19 protein-coding genes and 1 tRNA gene are annotated in these 17519 nt (G+C 59.1%); 11 read left to right on the top strand and 9 right to left on the bottom strand.

The annotated features are described in order from the left end of the window. Positions 1-190 precede the first annotated feature (190 nt). Positions 191-1219, top strand: coding sequence for a stealth family protein (locus BMY36_RS11790; protein WP_074818754.1), 1029 nt, complete (start codon positions 191-193; stop codon positions 1217-1219). Positions 1220-1234: 15 nt separating this feature from the next. On the opposite strand, the gene BMY36_RS11795 is transcribed toward BMY36_RS11790, so the two are convergent. Together BMY36_RS11795 and BMY36_RS11800 are read right to left on the bottom strand one after the other, a co-directional pair. Then, a tRNA-Trp gene (locus tag BMY36_RS11795) sits at positions 1235-1310 on the bottom strand. Positions 1311-1556: 246 nt separating this feature from the next. Beyond that, positions 1557-2126, bottom strand: coding sequence for a hypothetical protein (locus BMY36_RS11800; protein ID WP_231579718.1), 570 nt, complete (start codon positions 2124-2126; stop codon positions 1557-1559). Positions 2127-2256: 130 nt separating this feature from the next. Here BMY36_RS11800 and BMY36_RS11805 point away from each other — a divergent pair, with 130 nt between their 5' ends. The 3 genes from BMY36_RS11805 (at position 2257) to BMY36_RS11815 (ending at position 5230) form a co-directional block, all read left to right on the top strand. Continuing rightward, the gene (locus tag BMY36_RS11805; protein WP_050519776.1) at positions 2257-3612 is read left to right on the top strand and encodes a cytochrome P450; all 1356 of its coding nucleotides are present in this window, start codon (positions 2257-2259) and stop codon (positions 3610-3612) included. Positions 3613-3805: 193 nt separating this feature from the next. After that, positions 3806-4570 (top strand): hypothetical protein, encoded by a 765-nt coding sequence (locus BMY36_RS11810; protein WP_050519777.1) that lies wholly within the window; start codon positions 3806-3808, stop codon positions 4568-4570. A 3-nt stretch (positions 4571-4573) separates the two neighbouring features. Beyond that, complete coding sequence (locus tag BMY36_RS11815) at positions 4574-5230, top strand: Fe2+-dependent dioxygenase (RefSeq protein WP_050519778.1); 657 nt, start codon at positions 4574-4576, stop codon at positions 5228-5230. Positions 5231-5257: 27 nt separating this feature from the next. On the opposite strand, the gene BMY36_RS11820 is transcribed toward BMY36_RS11815, so the two are convergent. Further along, positions 5258-7561, bottom strand: coding sequence for a DNA topoisomerase IV subunit A (locus BMY36_RS11820; RefSeq protein ID WP_050519811.1), 2304 nt, complete (start codon positions 7559-7561; stop codon positions 5258-5260). A 175-nt stretch (positions 7562-7736) separates the two neighbouring features. Here BMY36_RS11820 and BMY36_RS11825 point away from each other — a divergent pair, with 175 nt between their 5' ends. From BMY36_RS11825 to BMY36_RS11850, 6 genes are all read left to right on the top strand, one after another. Further along, the gene (locus BMY36_RS11825; RefSeq protein WP_139194028.1) at positions 7737-8261 is read left to right on the top strand and encodes an SH3 domain-containing protein; all 525 of its coding nucleotides are present in this window, start codon (positions 7737-7739) and stop codon (positions 8259-8261) included. 66 nt (positions 8262-8327) lie between these two features. Continuing rightward, entirely contained in the window at positions 8328-9155 is an 828-nt protein-coding gene (locus BMY36_RS11830; protein WP_050519780.1) for an SDR family NAD(P)-dependent oxidoreductase, read from the top strand. 63 nt (positions 9156-9218) lie between these two features. Further along, positions 9219-9425 (top strand): twin transmembrane helix small protein, encoded by a 207-nt coding sequence (locus tag BMY36_RS11835; RefSeq protein WP_050519781.1) that lies wholly within the window; start codon positions 9219-9221, stop codon positions 9423-9425. Between the two features lie 3 nt (positions 9426-9428). Further along, a complete protein-coding gene (locus tag BMY36_RS11840) occupies positions 9429-10001 on the top strand; it encodes a cob(I)yrinic acid a,c-diamide adenosyltransferase (RefSeq protein WP_050519782.1) in 573 nt (190 codons plus the stop codon). A gap of 129 nt (positions 10002-10130) precedes the next feature. After that, entirely contained in the window at positions 10131-10892 is a 762-nt protein-coding gene (locus tag BMY36_RS11845) for an electron transfer flavoprotein subunit beta/FixA family protein (protein ID WP_050519783.1), read from the top strand. After that, positions 10892-11818 carry an electron transfer flavoprotein subunit alpha/FixB family protein gene (locus tag BMY36_RS11850; protein WP_050519784.1) on the top strand — a complete coding sequence of 309 codons (927 nt, stop codon included), beginning with the start codon at positions 10892-10894 and terminating at the stop codon, positions 11816-11818. The genes BMY36_RS11845 and BMY36_RS11850 overlap by 1 nt, the downstream gene beginning before the upstream one ends. Positions 11819-11870: 52 nt before the next feature. Here the strand turns inward: BMY36_RS11850 and BMY36_RS11855 are convergent, their stop codons facing one another. Next, positions 11871-12725 (bottom strand): DUF6473 family protein, encoded by an 855-nt coding sequence (locus tag BMY36_RS11855; RefSeq protein WP_336469879.1) that lies wholly within the window; start codon positions 12723-12725, stop codon positions 11871-11873. Positions 12726-12890: 165 nt separating this feature from the next. Here BMY36_RS11855 and BMY36_RS11860 point away from each other — a divergent pair, with 165 nt between their 5' ends. Continuing rightward, the gene (locus BMY36_RS11860; RefSeq protein WP_050519813.1) at positions 12891-13766 is read left to right on the top strand and encodes a 3-hydroxybutyryl-CoA dehydrogenase; all 876 of its coding nucleotides are present in this window, start codon (positions 12891-12893) and stop codon (positions 13764-13766) included. A 3-nt stretch (positions 13767-13769) separates the two neighbouring features. On the opposite strand, the gene BMY36_RS11865 is transcribed toward BMY36_RS11860, so the two are convergent. The 5 genes from BMY36_RS11865 to BMY36_RS11885 are packed head-to-tail and all read right to left on the bottom strand — an operon-like array spanning position 13770 to position 17510. Beyond that, the gene (locus tag BMY36_RS11865; protein ID WP_050519785.1) at positions 13770-14039 is read right to left on the bottom strand and encodes an HPr family phosphocarrier protein; all 270 of its coding nucleotides are present in this window, start codon (positions 14037-14039) and stop codon (positions 13770-13772) included. After that, positions 14036-14440 carry a PTS sugar transporter subunit IIA gene (locus tag BMY36_RS11870; protein WP_050519786.1) on the bottom strand — a complete coding sequence of 135 codons (405 nt, stop codon included), beginning with the start codon at positions 14438-14440 and terminating at the stop codon, positions 14036-14038. Before BMY36_RS11870 ends, BMY36_RS11865 begins: the two co-directional genes overlap by 4 nt. A 6-nt stretch (positions 14441-14446) precedes the next feature. Further along, positions 14447-15352: an RNase adapter RapZ gene (gene rapZ, locus BMY36_RS11875; protein WP_050519787.1), complete on the bottom strand. Its 906-nt coding sequence runs from the start codon at positions 15350-15352 to the stop codon at positions 14447-14449. A gap of 21 nt (positions 15353-15373) precedes the next feature. Beyond that, on the bottom strand, positions 15374-15844 hold the full coding sequence (locus tag BMY36_RS11880) for an HPr kinase/phosphorylase (RefSeq protein ID WP_244888669.1): 471 nt from the start codon (positions 15842-15844) through the stop codon (positions 15374-15376). Next, positions 15792-17510 (bottom strand): sensor histidine kinase, encoded by a 1719-nt coding sequence (locus BMY36_RS11885; protein WP_050519788.1) that lies wholly within the window; start codon positions 17508-17510, stop codon positions 15792-15794. Before BMY36_RS11885 ends, BMY36_RS11880 begins: the two co-directional genes overlap by 53 nt. Between the last annotated feature and the right edge of the window lie 9 nt (positions 17511-17519).

The following is a 17519-nucleotide window of genomic DNA, read 5'->3' on the forward strand; positions in this document are numbered from 1 at the left end:
CATAAAGCGACCTTTTTCAAACGGCGCCGGGAACGGCCCCACCAAACAATTCTCCCAACTAAGCCCACCTCGCCTACAGGTCAATATTTCGTTTAATCCAAACTAAACACATTAAATTGTGACGCCCGTATTGGAAAACCGCAAAACCCCGCTACTTCCCCCCAAACCGCGACAATCCCGGACCCTGCCCATGACCCCTCGTGACCCCATCGACGCCGTGATCACTTGGGTCGATGGCACCACGCCGCGCCACCGTGCCAACCGTCTGCACCACATGGCGCAATCGTCCACCCCACTTCACGAAAACGCAGCCAACCCGCACCGCTGGCTGAACAATGATGAAATTCTCTATTGTTTGCAGTCCATCGCAAACCACGCGCCTTGGACCCGCAAAATATGGGTGGTGGTGGATGAAGATGCGCCAGACCTTTCCACCCTGCCCCCCGCTTTGCGCGCCAAAATCCACATCGCCCATCACGCCGATATCTTTGCAGGCTTCACCGATCATTTGCCCACCTTCAACTCGCTGGCGATTGAAACCATGCTGTGGCGCATCGACGGACTGGCCGAACGGTTTATGTATTTCAACGATGATGTGTTCATCACAGCGCCCTTGCAGCCCCATGATATGTTCCACGGCCAAACACCCGTGCTGCGCGGCGAATGGGTGGATTACAGCGCGCTGTTGCACACCCCCGATGCTCGCGCGGACCCCGCCCTGTTCAACCATTTCATGCAAATCAATGCCGCCCAAATCGCGGGCTACACACCGCATCATTTGTTCGCGGCGGCCCATGTCGTCCACCCGTTCTTGCGCACGCGCATGGCCGATCTGTTCGAGCGCCACCGTGCGACGTTTCTGGACAACATCACCCACCGCTTCCGCGATCTCAGTCAATTCCTACCGCAAGGGCTGCACAACCACGCCAGCCTGCGCGCGGGCGATGCTGTCATCAGCGCGGCAGACGACCATCTGCACATCACCAGCGGTCAGGGTAACGGTCGCCCCGCCAATGAAACCCAAACGCTTTTGGAACGCGCCACCGACCCGGATATCAAATTCTTGTGCATCAACGACCTCCCGCAGCTTGAGGCGCTGATCCCCCAAACCCGCGATTGGATCACCCGCGCCATCGGCGGCCCCCCGCGCCCGCAAACGGCGACCGCGCACAGCCACGAAGACCCCAAACACCAGCGCGCCGGATGTCAACCTATCTGAAAAATGGGATATTGCTGGCAGGAGTTGGGGGACTCGAACCCACGACCCTCGGTTTTGGAGACCGATGCTCTACCAACTGAGCTAAACTCCTACTGCCCGTCAGCAAATAGGCGATGCGTGGCCGAAGATCAAGGCGATTCTGGTCCCAACACTGCAGGTTTTCACCCCGCACGCCCACCGCCATTGCAGCGCGCCACCCCCGCGAAATCGCACCCTTTCAACCGCGATGCGTTGCGATTCAAACCTTAAAATTTGGTAAACAGATTTTCACAAATCCATATAAATCAACGAATTAGCAGCCGCATCGCGCGCGATGCACCCCTCAAATCGCGGCACCTCACTCCGCAGCGCGGGCCTGCACGGCAGCTTTCGGCGGCAACCCAAACCATTCAGGATTTTCCGACAGCCAGCGCTCAATCCGCTTGGCCGCGTTGAAACTCAACCGTTCCATCTGCTCCGCCCCCGTCCGGGTCAGCCCCGACCCCAGCATGGTTTCCCCATCAATCCCCTCAAAAACCGTGAATTGAACGCCTTTTTCGTTGATCTTTTTGCCCGCCGCATCATCCCAAATCGTCGCCGTGACCACCAAAGCAGACTTGGGTGAAATCACCAGCGGAATACCGGGCGGGGCCAGCGCATAAGCATCCACCGACACGCCCAGATTAAAGAATTTATCACCGTCATACCGACCCAGCCGCGCGGCCAAAGCGGCGGTCAAGCTGTCATCCCAATCCTTTGGGTCCGCGTTGCGCGAAATCGGCACCTTTTGCGGATTGTCCGCCACAACAATATTATGGCCCAGCTTGAAGTTGCCCAAAGCAACCGGGGCCTCCACCTCATTCTTGCTCGCGCAACCCGCAAGCAATCCGACAGCAAGACAAACAGCAGACAGGCGGGCGATGATCATGCGGGGAATCCTTGGGCAATCTTTGGCATTTTATACCCGCTGCCCGGACCCTGCGCAACCATGCCACCTGTGCAGGCGTTTGAACTGCCCTACACTATAGTCGCGATCTTCTTTCGGATTGGAACTTTCAATGCCAACCTCACCCCGCTTGCCCGCCCGCGTCCCGCTTCACAATCGGCCGATGGGAATCCTCGCCTCCGCCCGTGCCGGGCAGCGCAATGTTTTGGAATTGATCCCAGAACTCGCCACCCGCGCGCCCATGCTGTCGGGCCGCACAGGCGGGCGCTGGTACATGGTGATGGACCCCATAGCTTTGAAACGGGTGCTGCGCGACCGGGTGGAGGATTATCCAAAATCAACCGTCACCAAACTGATTTTGGAACAAGCGATCGGTGACAGTTTGTTCGTGGCCAAAGGGGCGGAATGGCTGTGGCAGCGACGCACGGCGGCGCCCGTTTTCAGCCACCGGAATGTGGCCGCACTTGCCCCCGTGATGACCGCCGCGGCGGAGCGGGCGAGCGGGCGGGTCGCACCCTCCCACGGACGCGGAGTGGACATGTTTGCCGAAATGGTCGCCGCCACGTTTGAGGTGATATCGGACGTCACATTTTCGGGCGGTGAAGGGTTTGATCGCGGCGCTGTTCACCGCGCGATTGAGGGGTATATCGCCAACGCGGCCAAAGTTTCGGTGCTGGATATGCTGGGCGTGCCGGGGTGGGTGCCGCGTCCGGGCCGCGTAATGGGTGGCGGTGCTATGCGAGAGATGAAGCGGATCGCAGACGGGGCGATTGATCGCCGCCGCCGTGAAGGCGCGCAGGATATTCCAGACCTTTTGGATTTGCTGTTGGCGGGGGAGGACCCGAAGTCGGGGCGGACGATGACCACCTCGGAACTGCGGGACAATTTACTGACCTTCATCGTGGCGGGGCATGAAACGACCGCGCTGACCCTGTCTTGGGCGCTGTATTTATGTGCCTTTGCTGAGGGGGTGCAGGACGCCGCGCGGGCGGAGGCGCGGGCAGTTTTGGGGGGCCGCGCGGCCACGGCCGAGGATGTGGCCCGCCTGCCCCTGACCCGGCAAATTATTGACGAAACCCTGCGGCTGTACCCCCCTGCCGCGTTTTTATCGCGCACGGCGATGGCTGCGGATGAATTGAGTGGTGTGGAAATTCGGGCCGGGGATACGGTGGTTTTGCCGATTTATGCCCTGCACCGCCACCACCTTTTGTGGCACAATCCAGACCAGTTTGACCCCAGCCGTTTTGCCGACCCGAAGGCGATTGAAAGGTTCACTTATCTGCCTTTTGGGGATGGGCCGCGGGTGTGTATCGGGGCGAATTTTGCGCTGCAAGAGGCGGTAATTATTCTGGCCACCTTGTTGGCGCGGCATAAGTTTTCGCGGATTGTAGGGAAGGAACCCAAGCCTGTGATGATCTTGACCTTGCGGCCCGAAGGGGGTGTTTGGTTGAAGGTAGACGCGATTTAAGGGGTGCGAAATCGCGCGCGATGCGCACATTAAGGCATTGAAATACAATGATTTCGTGTTTTTTGTTAGGGAAATATTAAGGTTTAGATCGCGATTTGAGGTGCGGAGTCGGGGTGAACCCCGACCTACGGGATTGACTTGAGGTGGGCGCAGGTTTAATCCTGACTGAAATACTTTGGAAAGTGATTTCTTCATGAAAATCAGAACCGTTACGCCGCGTTATTGGGTGGGCCTTGCCCTTATGTCTGCTGCCGTGGGCGGCATGGCGCAGGCGCAAACGGCGCCCGAGGCAGCAACAGCCGTGGTGCAGACCGAGGGCGGCGAAGGCGGTGAGGCGGGCGCGGTTGCGGGCGTCGATGCCCCCACCGCCTATGTGGTGCGCATCGCGATTGTGGAGGGGCATCTGGACGCCGCCGCAAATCTATATGCCAAGGGCATGGTGGATGAGGCGATTGGCCTGTCCTACCATCCCGAAGCGGAAATGATGGACGATGTACGCGCGGGCCTTGCGGCCAATGGAGCGGCGGATTTTTCGCCGCAGATGCAGGCATTTTCATCGGTGATGGAGGCGGGCGGCGACCCGGCCACGGCACTGGCCGCGTTCAAAGATGCGGCGACGGCAGCGATGGGCGCGCCGGATGCAAAGATGCGGTTCACCGTGGCGCTGGCGGTGTTGCGCGCAGCGGCGGCGGAATATGCAGGCAGCATTGAAGGCGGCGCGGTGGTGGATGTGATGGCATACCATGAGGCGGAGGCATTTGTGGGCGTGGCGCGCGATCTGTTGACGCCGCTGGTGGCGGATGCCGATTTGGGCACGCTGGCGGGGCGCGCGCAAAGCGCGATGGACCCGGCGGCAGCGGCGTTTGGCAGAGACGGCACGGCATTTGCGGCCAATGACCCGGCGATTTTGCTGGCGGTGGCGGCACGCGTGGAACTGCTGTCATCGCAGGTGCGATAAGCGATGTTTTTGGCGATTGACGGGATTTTGGACGCGGCCATGTTGGCGGCGGTGCAGACCGAGGCGGCGGATTTGGCGTTTGAAGATGGGGCCAAAACCGCTGGGCGGTTCGCGCATGCGGTGAAAGCGAATGACCAAGCGGTGCCCTGCCCTGCGCGCGACGGCCTGTTGGCGGTGGTGTCGCGCGCATTGCAGGCGCACCCCGTGTTTGCGGCGGCAGCACGGGTGCGCGCCATGACGCCGTTGATTTTGTCGCGCTATCGCACCGGACAAACATACGGGCTGCATGTGGATGATGCGGTGATGGGGGGCCTGCGCACCGATATTTCGTTCACCCTGTTTTTGGCGGAGCCTGACAGTTACACGGGCGGCGCGCTGATTCTGGAGGACAGTTTGGAAGCGCGAGCGGTGAAGCTGGCGGCGGGGTCGGTGTTTTTGTACCCATCGACCACCCTGCACCGGGTGGACCCTGTGACAGCGGGCACGCGGTTGACCGTTGTGGGCTGGGTGCAATCGCAAGTGCGGCGCGCGGACCAGCGCGAGATTTTGTTTGATCTGGACCAAGGGATTGCGGCGTTGCACGCAAGTGGCGGCAAGTCCGCGCTGTTTGACAGCCTGTGCAAAACCCGGTCGAACCTGCTGCGGATGTGGGTAGAATAGGCGGGCTGTGCCGCCTATTTTATTGATTTAGCTGAATTTATTGTCGCGCGGAAAGCCGCGTGGGGCCATGCGGCCTGCGGTGGCGCGTTTGGCCAGCCATTCATCAAGGGCGGGTTCGGTGCGGGTGCGGCCTGCGGGGTCTTTCCACGACAGACCACCTTCAAGCGCAAAGGTGGTGGCATCTGAAAGCCCGCCATCTTTGTATTTTTGCAAACGCACGCCTTTGCCTTTGGCCATTTCTGGCAGCTCGTCCAGCGGGAAAACCAACACTTTGCGGTTTTCGCCGACGACCGCGATGTGATCGCCCACAATGGGTTTGCACACGGCGGTTTTGGCGCCGCCCCGTAGGGTCAGCACTTGTTTGCCCGCCCGCGTCATCGCCACGGTTTCATCGGAAGGGCAGATAAACCCATCGCCATCCGTGGAGGCGACCAGCAGTTTGATGCCGGGTTTATGGATGATAAGGTCGGTGATGTCGGCGTCATTGGGCAGATCGACCATCAAGCGCACGGGTTCGCCCATGCCGCGACCGCCGGGCAGGTTTGCGCCCAAAAGGGTATAGAATCGCCCGTTGGAGCCGACAAGGATGATGCGATCGGTGGTTTCGGCGTGGAATTGAAAGCGGCCTTCGTCGCCGTCTTTGAACTTAGCCTCAGTGCCCGCTGCTGCATGGCCTTTCATCGCGCGGATCCAGCCCATTTTGGAACAGATCACAGTGATGGGTTCGCGTTCGATCATGGCGTCAAAGGGGACGTCTTCGACCTCACCGGCCTCGGCGAATGTGGTGCGGCGGGTGCCTTTTTCCCAGGAATTGCCAAAGGTTTTTTGCACGTCGCGCAGATCGGATGTGATGCGTTTCCATTGCAGTTTGGGGTCGGCGAGCAGATCATCGAGGCCCGCACGTTCCAGCATTAAGGCGTCGCGTTCGGCGATCAGCTCCATCTCCTCCAGCTTGCGCAAGCTGCGCAAGCGCATATTGAGGATGGCTTCGGTCTGCACCTCGGTCAACTCGCCATCACCCTGTTTGGGGGTCAGGTAGTCGCGGTCCGTCATGGCGCGGGGGTGTTTGAGCGACCAGTTTTCGCGCATCAAAGCGGGTTTGGGCTCGGTATCATAGCGGATAATGTCGATCACGCGGTCGAGGTTCAGAAAGGCGGTGATGAAGCCTTCGAGCACCTCCAAGCGGTGGTCGATTTTGTCCATGCGGTGCTGGCTGCGGCGCAGCATAACATCGCGTTTGTGGCTGAGGAAGGCGCGCAACACCTCTTTCAGGCTGCACACTTTGGGGATGCGGCCGTCGATCAGAGTGTTCATGTTCAGGCTGAACCGCACCTCTAGATCAGAGTTTTTGAACAGCATGCCCATCAGCATGTCGGGGTCGACGGTGCGGACCTTCGGCTCAATAATCAAGCGCACATCCTCGGCGGATTCGTCGCGGACATCGCCGAAAATGGGGATTTTCTTGATGTGGATCAGCTCGGCCAGCTTTTCGATCAGCTTGGATTTTTGCACCTGATAGGGGATTTCGGTGACGACGATTTGCCATTGGCCGCGGCCCAAATCCTCGACTGACCAGCGGGCGCGCAGGCGGAATGCGCCGCGGCCTGTGCGGTAGGCATCCGAGATGTTGGCGCGGGGTTCCACGATCACACCACCTGTGGGGAAATCGGGGCCGGGAACGTGGGTGACCAGCGCATCATCGGCGATGTCGGGGTCTTTGATCATGGCGATGCACGCGTCGATCAGTTCGTGCAGGTTGTGGGGCGGGATGTTGGTGGCCATGCCGACCGCGATGCCCGAGGAGCCGTTGGCCAGAAGATGCGGGAAGGCGGCGGGCATGACCACCGGTTCCTCCAAAGTGCCATCATAATTGGGGCGGTAATCGACGGCGTTCTCATTCAGCCCTTCCATCAATTTTTCGGCAATCGCGGTCAGGCGCGCCTCGGTGTAGCGACTTGCCGCAGGGTTATCGCCGTCGATGTTGCCGAAATTGCCCTGCCCCTCCACCAAGGGATAGCGGACGGCGAAATCCTGGGCCAGACGGGCCATCGCATCATAAATCGCCATGTCGCCGTGCGGGTGATAGTTGCCCATCACATCGCCCGAGATTTTGGCAGATTTGCGGAACCCGCCCGTGGGCGACAGCTTCAGCTCGCGCATGGCATAGAGGATGCGGCGGTGGACGGGTTTTAACCCATCGCGGGCATCGGGCAACGCGCGGTGCATGATCGTGGACAGCGCATAGGTCAAATACCGATCGCCAATCGCGCGGCGCAGCGGTTCGGATACCATCATAGGCGGGTTTACTGGGTCGTCGGGCGTTTTTGTCATGTGGGTGGTGTAATGGGGCAGCGGCGCACGGTCCAGCCAAATTCCCACGCGCCCCCACAAGATGTTGTCTATTTTGCCATGCCGCAGTGAAATAATTTGATTCTTTCCCACACGAAAAGGTGACATATTGTGGGTAGTGAATTACCTGACGGGCAAATTCTGGGGTGGGTTGGTTATGTTAAAGTTAATGTCGGTTCTGGCAGCTGCGATGTTTGTGACTTTGTTGATTGGTGGCGAGAATAACGGGCAAGTGCGGCAAGGTTTGATTGGGGTTGCGCCCATGGACAAACCCGTTGTTGCAGCGCCCGTGGCCGAGGCCGAGGCAAAGACTGACGCGGCGCCTGCCGATGTGACGCTGGCCAATTTCACCCCCGTTACTGTGCAAAAACGCCGCGAGGGGGTTTCCGCACAGATTGCGGGCGCGTTTGTGATGGGCGAAAAGGTCGCGGTGGTGGAGCCGGAACCGGCAGCGGTTGCCGCAGCGACCGACAGTTCGGTGATGTTTGTCAGCAGCAATTCGGTGAATGTGCGCGGTGGCCCATCGACCGATTACGCCGTGGTGGGGCGTTTGACCCGCGCCGAGGCGGTGACCGTGGTGGCCGCAGCCGAAGAAGGCTGGGTGCAAATTCGCATTGAAGGTGACGGGGTTGAAGGCTTTGTCGCGGCGCGGTTGCTGACCGATATTGACCCGAACGGCTGAGGGCAAGAATTGACCTTTGCGCCGCTTTGGCGCTAGGTCTGCGCCTTGATCATTTAGGGCGGCGGCATGACACAAAAATCCATTTTGATTACGGGCTGTTCGTCGGGCATCGGGCTGGACAGTGCGCGCACCCTGCAGGCGCAGGGCTGGCGGGTGTTTGCGACCTGTCGCGCGCACGCCGATTGCGAACGGCTGCGCGGTGAGGGGCTGGAAAGTTTCGTGCTGGATTACGCCAATGAGGCGAGCATTGAAGCGGCGGTTTTGACAGTGATGGACCGCACGGGGGGCACGCTGGATGCGCTGTTTAACAATGGCGCGTTTGCCTGCCCCGGCGCGGTAGAGGATTTGCCGCGCGGCGCATTGCGCGCGATATTCGAGACAAATTTGTTTGGATATCACGACCTGACGCGCCGGGTTATTCCGATGATGCGCGCGCAAGGGCACGGGCGGATTATCAATTGTTCGTCCGTGTTGGGGCTGGTGGGGATGCGGTGGCGCGGGGCCTATGTGGCGACGAAATTCGCGATGGAAGGGCTAACGGATGTGTTGCGCATTGAGATGCGCGACACCAATATCAAAGTGGTTTTGATTGAACCGGGGCCCATCCCGACCAAAATCCGCGAAAACGCCATCCCCCATTTTGAACGTTGGATTGATTGGAAAAATTCGGCGCGCGCGGCTGAGTACGCGCCGCTGGTGGAACGGTTGTACAAGGCCAGCGGACCGGACAAGTTTGAATTGCCCGCCAGTGCGGTGACCGCGAAATTGATCCGGGCGCTGGAGGCGGAGCGGCCAAAAGCGCGGTATTTCGTGACCACGCCGACCTATATGATGGATATTGCGCGGCGGATTTTGCCGACTGCGGCGCTGGATTGGTTGATTGCGAAAACCTGAATTAGGGGTCGCTTTTGCCGCGCAAAGGCTTAGATGTGCCGCAGTTGAAAAAGGGGTTTTACCATGCTGAGCGATCCGCTGTTTATCGTTGCTGCCATCGCCTGTTTGGGCGTTTTGGTGATTTTGGTGCTGGGCATCGGCACGTTTGGTAAGGGTGGTGAGGGTAGCGCAAAACGGTCCAACACCTTGATGCGGTACAGAATTTATGCGCAAGGGGTGGCGGTGGCGCTGATCCTGCTTTACGTCTTTGTTAGCAAAATGGGGGCGTAAGGCATGGTTGTTCTGTCAAAAATCTATACTAAAACCGGCGATAAGGGCGAAACGGCGCTGGGGAATGGCGACCGGGTTGCCAAGCACAGTTTGCGGGTGTCGGCGTATGGCACGGTGGATGAAACCAACGCGACAATTGGGTTGGCGCGGCTGCACGCCACGGGCGATGTGGATGCGGCGCTGGCGCGGATTTCCAATGATCTGTTCGATTTGGGCGCGGATTTATGTACGCCCGACCGCGAAAATGACGCCACGGCCCCCTATCCGCGGCTGCGGATGATTGAAGGGCAAGTGTTGCGGCTGGAAGCGGAAATTGACGTGATGAACGCGAAATTGACGCCGCTGCGCAGCTTTATTTTGCCGGGTGGCACGGCGCTGGCGGCGCAAATGCACCTGTGCCGGACAGTTTGTCGGCGTGCAGAGCGTTTGACGGTGGAACTGTCGGGTGTTGAGGATGTGAATCCCGATGCAGTGAAATACCTGAACCGGCTGTCCGATTGGTTTTTTGTGGCGGGGCGCATTGCCAACAATGACGGGGCCGATGATGTTTTATGGGTGCCGGGGCTGACGCGCTGATTTGAAACGCGGCGTTGCATGGCGTTGATGTGACGATTTTGACCTGTTTATTGCCCGCGCAAGATTATATCAAAGCATAGAGAGTTTTCGGGGCACTGCGCCCCGCCCCAACCCAAGGAGTCCGCGCCAATGAAGGTTCTTGTGCCTGTCAAACGTGTGATCGACTATAACGTGAAAGTCCGTGTGAAGGCGGATGGCAGCGGTGTTGATCTTGCCAATGTCAAAATGTCGATGAATCCCTTTGATGAGATTGCTGTTGAACAGGCGATCCGGCTGAAAGAAGCGGGGGTGGTCGAGGAGATTATCGTCGTGTCTATCGGCGTGAAGCAGGCGCAGGAAACCTTGCGCACGGCATTGGCGATGGGGGCGGACCGCGCGATTTTGATCGTGGCGACCGAGGATGTGCAGCAAGATATCGAACCGTTGGCGGTGGCCAAGCTGTTGAAAGCGGTTGTGGATGCCGAAGGTCCGGGACTGGTTTTGTGCGGCAAGCAGGCGATTGACAACGATATGAACGCGACGGGGCAAATGCTGTCAGCGCTGCTGGGTTGGTCGCAGGCGACATTTGCATCGGAATTGGCGATTGAGGGCGGGCATGCGGTTGTGACGCGCGAGGTTGATGGCGGGTTGCAGACCATCAAAGTGGCGATGCCAACGGTGGTGACGGTGGATTTGCGGTTGAATGAGCCGCGCTATGCCAGCCTGCCCAACATCATGAAAGCAAAGAAGAAACAGCTGGATGAAAAGACGGCTGCGGATTACGGGGTCGATGTGACGCCGCGCTTGAGCGTGGTGAAAACGGTGGAACCTGCGGGGCGCAAAGCGGGCATCAAGGTGGCATCGGTGGATGAGCTGATTGCGAAACTTAAAGACGAAGCGGGGGTAATCTGATGGCTGTTTTGGTTTTGGGTGAAGTGATCGACGGCGCGCTGGCGACCGATCAACTGGCGAAAACGCTGACGGCTGTGGCGTCATTGGGCGCTGTGACCGTGTTGGTTGCGGGCGCAGGTGGCGATGCGGCGGCGGCAGAGGCGGCGGGATTGCAGGGTGTGACCCGCGTGTTGTTTGCGGATGATGCGGTGTTTAGCCACGCGATGTCGGAACCCACGGCGGCGCTGGTGGTGTCGCTGGCGGGCGATTACAGCCATATTGTTGCGGCGTCGGGCGCCTATTCCAAATCGGTGTTGCCACGGGTGGCAGCACTGTTGGATGTGATGATGATTTCCGAAGTGTTGACGGTGATTGACGGCGACACGTTTGAGCGCCCGATTTATGCTGGGAATGCGATTCAGACGGTGAAATCGATGGATGCGACCAAGGTGATGACCATTCGCACCGCGACCTTTGACGGCGCGGGTGTGGGCGGTTCGGCGGCGGTTGAGAAGATTGCGGTGTCGGTGGATGGCGCGATGTCGGCTTGGGTTGAAGATAAGCTGGCGGCATCGGACCGGCCGGAACTGACCAGCGCCGGGATTGTGGTGTCTGGCGGGCGCGGTGTGGGGTCGGAGGCGGATTTCGCGATGATCGAGGCGCTGGCGGATAAGCTGGGTGCGGCTGTTGGTGCGTCACGCGCGGCAGTGGACAGCGGTTATGCGCCGAACGACTGGCAAGTGGGACAAACGGGCAAGGTTGTGGCCCCGAACCTGTATGTGGCTGTGGGGATTTCCGGGGCAATTCAACACCTTGCAGGCATGAAGGACAGCAAGGTGATTGTGGCCATCAACAAGGATGAAGAAGCGCCGATTTTCCAAGTGGCCGATTATGGCTTGGTCGCGGACCTGTTTGTCGCGGTGCCGGAACTGACCGAAAAGCTGTGATCTTGATCGCTTAAAGAAAGGGGCGCCCGGCGATGGGACGCCCCTTTTGCGTTTATGTGCCCAGAAGATGGTTCACGGCATCATGCAGCGCTCTTGCCACCTCGGCATGGGCCAGGGGGCCGGGGACCCCTTCGGCGGCGGGGCGTTCCAGTTCGGAAAATCGCATATTTTCAATACCTTCAGCATTTGCGCGTCGGCTTGTCACCACTTCAAGATACGCATTGGTGTTGCTGCGCACGTCATTTATCATGCCTGCATGTACCAAAACCGGATCGGGATAGGGCGTGACGGCGGCATCCGCCGCAGGGGGCGGATGATCGGACATCCAAAGAAGCAGGGTTTTGCCGCGAATGCCGCGCAACAACTGGCCCATCCGGTCCACCCAAGTGGTTTGCAATTCCAGCGCCAAATCGGCAAAACGGTGCGGACAAACCTGAAACAAAGTTTGTAACATGTGCCGTGTGAAGTTGAATTCGGTAAAATCCACCTCGCGATAGATGTTTTGCAACTGCGGGCTGGCGCGCAAAAAGCGGTCATTGCGGCGCGGATGCACCGCGTAAAACCGATTGCTGAGGTTTTGTGCGCCAACAATTTGCACGATTGTAAGATCGGCACCAGAGGCAATGCCCATCACCTCTGGGTCGTTCAGGAACACATCGATTCCCGCGTTCATGCAGCCCAGATTGACCACGGTGCGGTCACTGGTTTCAGACAGTAAGCTGGCAAACGGCACGCCAACGAACTTGCCATAGGTTTCAGACCCCCCAACTGCCACGCAATAAGGACGATGGAGCGCCTGTTTAGGCCCCCGAAACAACAGTTTAGACGTGCCATAATGACACGGAAAATAGTCGAGCGAAACACCGCTCGGATACGCATAGGCCATACCACCCACCCAAAATTTCATACACCCAAGACCGAGATTGCAGCAAAGTCCTTTCAAAACCCCTAAATCCGGGATTTAGCACGAATTTTTGGTATTTGCCGGAAAGCGCGGTGTTTGGTGTGCATGGCCTTGCACGCCCCCCCGCGCGGGGCTTATGGTTCAGGCGGTATTGAAGGAGAGCGGCGCATGGAAATTCAGTCTGTCGGGATCGTGGGCGCAGGCCAAATGGGCAACGGGATTGCCCATGTTTTTGCGCTGGCCGGGTACGACGTGACGATGACCGACATCAGCGCCGAAAACCTAATCAAAGCGATTGCGCTGATTGACCGCAATATTGAACGGCAAGTGACGCGCGGCAAAACCACGGCGGAGGAGAAGGCGGCGGCGATGGCGCGGATCAAAACCACGCTGGTTTTGGCCGAAATCGGGCAAAGTGACCTGATTATTGAAGCGGCGACCGAACGCGAAACGGTGAAACAGGCGATTTTTGACGACCTGCTGCCGCATCTGAAACCGCATACGATTTTGACGTCCAACACCTCGTCCATTTCGATCACGCGGCTGGCAAGCCGGACGGACCGACCAGAAAAATTTATGGGGTTCCACTTTATGAACCCCGTGCCGATCATGCAGTTGGTGGAGCTGATCCGGGGCATTGCGACGGACAAACCGACCTATGACAGCTGCTTTGCGGTGGTGGAACGGCTGGGCAAAACGGCGGCGAGTGCGGAGGATTTTCCGGCGTTTATCGTGAACCGCATCCTGATGCCGATGATAAATGAAGCGGTTTATACGCTGTATGAGGGGGTTGGGTCGGTGAAATCCATCGACGAATCGCTGAAACTGGGGGCGAACCACCCGATGGGGCCGCTGGAATTGGCGGATTTCATTGGGTTGGACACCTGTTTGGCGATCATGAACGTGCTGCATGACGGGCTGGCGGATACCAAATACCGGCCCTGCCCGCTGCTGACAAAATATGTGGAGGCCGGTTGGTTGGGGCGCAAAACCCAGCGCGGGTTCTATGATTATCGCGGCGATGTGCCTGTTCCGACCCGGTAAAGTTTAGAAATCTTCGCCAAACAGGTTTTTGACAAGAGTTTCCAGCGCGTCCATCAGCGGTTCCGACTGCGACCCGCTGGTTTTGACCGAAATGCTGGTGCCACGCGAAGCGGCCAGCATAAGAAGGCCCATAATCGAATCGCCCGACACCGACATGCCGTCTTTGGTAACCTCGGCAGTGCCATCAAACGCCTCCACCACCTCTACGAATTTGGCGGACGCGCGGGCGTGCAGGCCCTTTTCGTTTACAATTTTAAGCACGCGTTCGGTCACAGGTGATCCCCTTGTTCGCCCAGATCGAGGCTGTTGATGTATTTGCGGCCAGCATCGAGGGCCAAGGTTACGGCATCGGCCACAGCCATGTCGCGCGATTTGGTGAGTTTGATCAGCATGGGCAGATTTGCGCCGTAAAGGATGCGACGGTCGCGGCCACAACAGGCCAAAAGCGACAAGTTGGACGGGGAGCCGCCGAACATATCGGTGACAATGACCACGCCCGCGCCAGTGTCGACACTGTCGGCGGCTGCACAAATTTCAGTCTGTTTGGCGGCGCGGTCATGATCCTCTTCGATCGCGACGGCGATCATTTTGGTTTGCTTGCCCACCACATGTTCCACAGCGGAAAGATATTCCCGCGCAAGGCCCCCGTGGGCCACAATAACGATCCCGATCACCCCTGATCACCCTGCCCCAACTGCGGGCTGCGCTGCGGCCCGACGTTCCAATTCCCGATGACGTTTTGCCACCTGCCAACCCGCCTGCGCAAGCTGTGACGCGATAAGTTCCGCAACGGCAACCGAGCGGTGTTGCCCCCCGGTGCAGCCAAAGCCAATGGCCAGATGCGCCTTGCCTTCATCCAGTTGCGCGGGCATCAGGAAAAGAACGAGGTCGCTGACCTTGGTGATAAATTCAGCAAAACGCGGATCGGTGGCGATATGGGCGACCACGGCGGGGTCGCGACCATCAAGCGCGCGCAAGTCGGGCGACCAATGCGGATTGCGCAAAAAGCGGCAATCAAACACCATATCGACGCCACGCGGCACGCCGCGTTTGTAGGAAAAAGACTGGATGGACACGGCGAGGCCGGGAGTTTGGCTGTTGTCAAACCAGCGGGCCAGCTCGGCGCGCAGATCATGCGGCGACATATCGGTGGTGTTGATGAGGTGGTCGGCGCGGGCGCGAATGGGGCTGAGCAGATCCACCTCCAGCGCGATGCCGATTTGGGGGGTGCCATCGGGGGCCATCGGGTGGCGGCGGCGGGTTTGGCCGTAGCGGCGGATGAGTTCATCAGGCGCGCAATCGAGATAGATGACGCTGAGCGAGACGCGGGGATCGGTGGTGAGTTTGTCGATCAGCGCGATCAGGGCGGTGACGTTGAAATCGCGGTTGCGCGCATCAAGGCCCAAAGCGATGGGGCGGCCAAGGCTGTCGCCATCAATCAGGCGGGGCACGAGGCTGAGGGGGAGGTTGTCGATCACCTCATACCCCATATCCTCTAGCGCGTTGATGGCCGTGCTGCGACCAGCCCCGGACGGACCCGTCACAAGGACAATGCGATGTTCCAAAATTTGCCCGTCTGCCTGCATGTCGTTTTGTTACGCCCGCCGTTAAGCCCGCCGCCCGCCGCGGGCCAATTGCATGATACCGTAAGGAAAGTGGCGGTATGTTGACCAAAATACAAGGTCAATCGCGACGCCAAGCAGTTGGGTGCTGCGTTTGGGCGGCAAACGCTGGGTTTCGGTTTGGTCGAGGTCGATGACGAGGTGGATTTGAGCGTGGGGGGCGGGACTTGCGTGCAAAAGGCCAATGCCCCGCGCCTCAATCAAGCCGAAGAGCGGGGGGGGGCAAGTGGCGATGATCGTGTTGCCCTGCGGGGTCAGGATGGTTTGGTCATCGGCGATCAGTTGCGCGCCAAGGGCCATAAGGTGCAGGCCCAGGCCGGATTTGCCTTGCCCGGATGCGCCTGTGATCAAAATGCCAAAACCGCCCACCGCGACGCAGGTGGCGTGGACGGTTTGCATGGCGTTAAACCGGAAGGCCCACGACGAAACGCGCGCCCAGCGGGTCGGACGTGGCATCGGCGGAGGTGGGGCGGATGTTTTCGGCCCAGATCACGCCGCCATGCGCCTCAACAATCTGTTTTGAGATAGCGAGGCCGAGGCCGGAGTGATCGCCGAATTGTGCCACCGGACGTTCGGAATAAAAGCGTTTGAACACTTTGGTCAGCGCCTGTTCGGGGATACCGGGACCCGTATCTTCGACCACGATCAACACGCGGTTTTCACGCCGACGGGCCCAAACCCGCACCGCGTCGCCTTCTTCACAGAACGAAACGGCGTTGGTGATCAGGTTGACGAACACTTGCGCCAGACGCCCTTCAAGGCCGCGCACAACGATCGGGTCGGCGGGCAGGTCGGTGATGAAATCCACACCGCGTTTTTTGGCCTGTTCGCCCAGATATTCCGACAGATTGGCGAGGGTTTTGGAAAGGTTGAACTCCTCCTCCTCCTCCTTCACCAATTCGCTGTCGAGGCGGGACGCGTTGGAAATATCGCTGACAAGACGGTCAAGGCGGCGGACATCATGTTCGATCACATCAAGCAGTTTTTCGCGTTGATCGTCGCGTTTGGCCACCCGCATGGTGCCCACAGCAGAACGCAAACTGGCGAGGGGGTTTTTGATTTCATGGCTGACATCGGCGGCGAATTGTTCGTTGGCGTCAATCCGGTCGTAAAGGGCGGCGACCATTCCGCGCATCGCAACCGACAGGCGGCCAATTTCATCAGGGCGCGCGGCAAGATCGGGGATGCGCACGCGGCCCAAAGCCATTTTGCGGGCATCCCGGTCGCGGCCAAGTTCAGCGGCGGCGGCAAGATCGGACAAGGGATTGGCGATGGTGGAAGCGAGAACAAGGCTGAGGCCGATGGAGACCATCAAAGCAATCACGAACATTTGCAGGACTTGTTCGCGTTCGTGACGCACCAAACTGTCAATTTCTCCTTCGGCAGAAGTGAGGCCAATGACGCCCAACACCTCACCCGCGGACCATATCGGGGTGGCGACAGAGAAAAGCGTGCCGCCAACCGAATCCTTGGCCATGCTGGAACTGGTTTCACCCGACAGGGCGGCGGCAAAATTGCTGCGTGCAAGGCTTTCGCTATCCACCTTGACCGCGCCTTTTTCACCCGCAGACAAAGCGCCCGACACGGTTTCCCAGACGGAGTTCAAAAACCCGGTGATCAGGGTGGAATTTACTTTGCCATCAACCGGGACGGCGCGCGCCTGCCCTTCTTTGGCGGCGATCATTTGGCCGGATTTGTCGAACACAAACGCATCAACGCCGGGCGCGATGGTGACGGCGGCCAGCGTTGTCACGACATCAAGACCCGCAGGATCGGCCAATGACAGGCCCGCGATGCCTGGGATTTGCAGCTCAAACACGTCTGCGACCAGTTCCGCCTCGGTCACAAGCCCTTGTTCGCGTTGAATAACAAGGCTGTCGCGAAAGGGGTTCATGAACAAGACGCCCGCGACCAAGATCACCAAAGCCATCATGTTGAAAATGATGATTTTGCGCGCAAGCGGCGAACGGTTGAGGGCAACAATGCCGCTGCGGCCCCGGTGGCCGCGCATTTCTTGCGTCATTTCGGGATCGGGCGCAGTCCAATCTTCGCCCAGCAGCACATCGCCAGCGGCGCGGCTGTTGGGTTTTTTACGCGTCAGACCAGAGGATATTTGCGGCATAGAGGTCAT

The organism is Pseudorhodobacter antarcticus, from assembly GCF_900110135.1.
In the GTDB taxonomy this organism is placed as follows: domain Bacteria; phylum Pseudomonadota; class Alphaproteobacteria; order Rhodobacterales; family Rhodobacteraceae; genus Pseudorhodobacter; species Pseudorhodobacter antarcticus.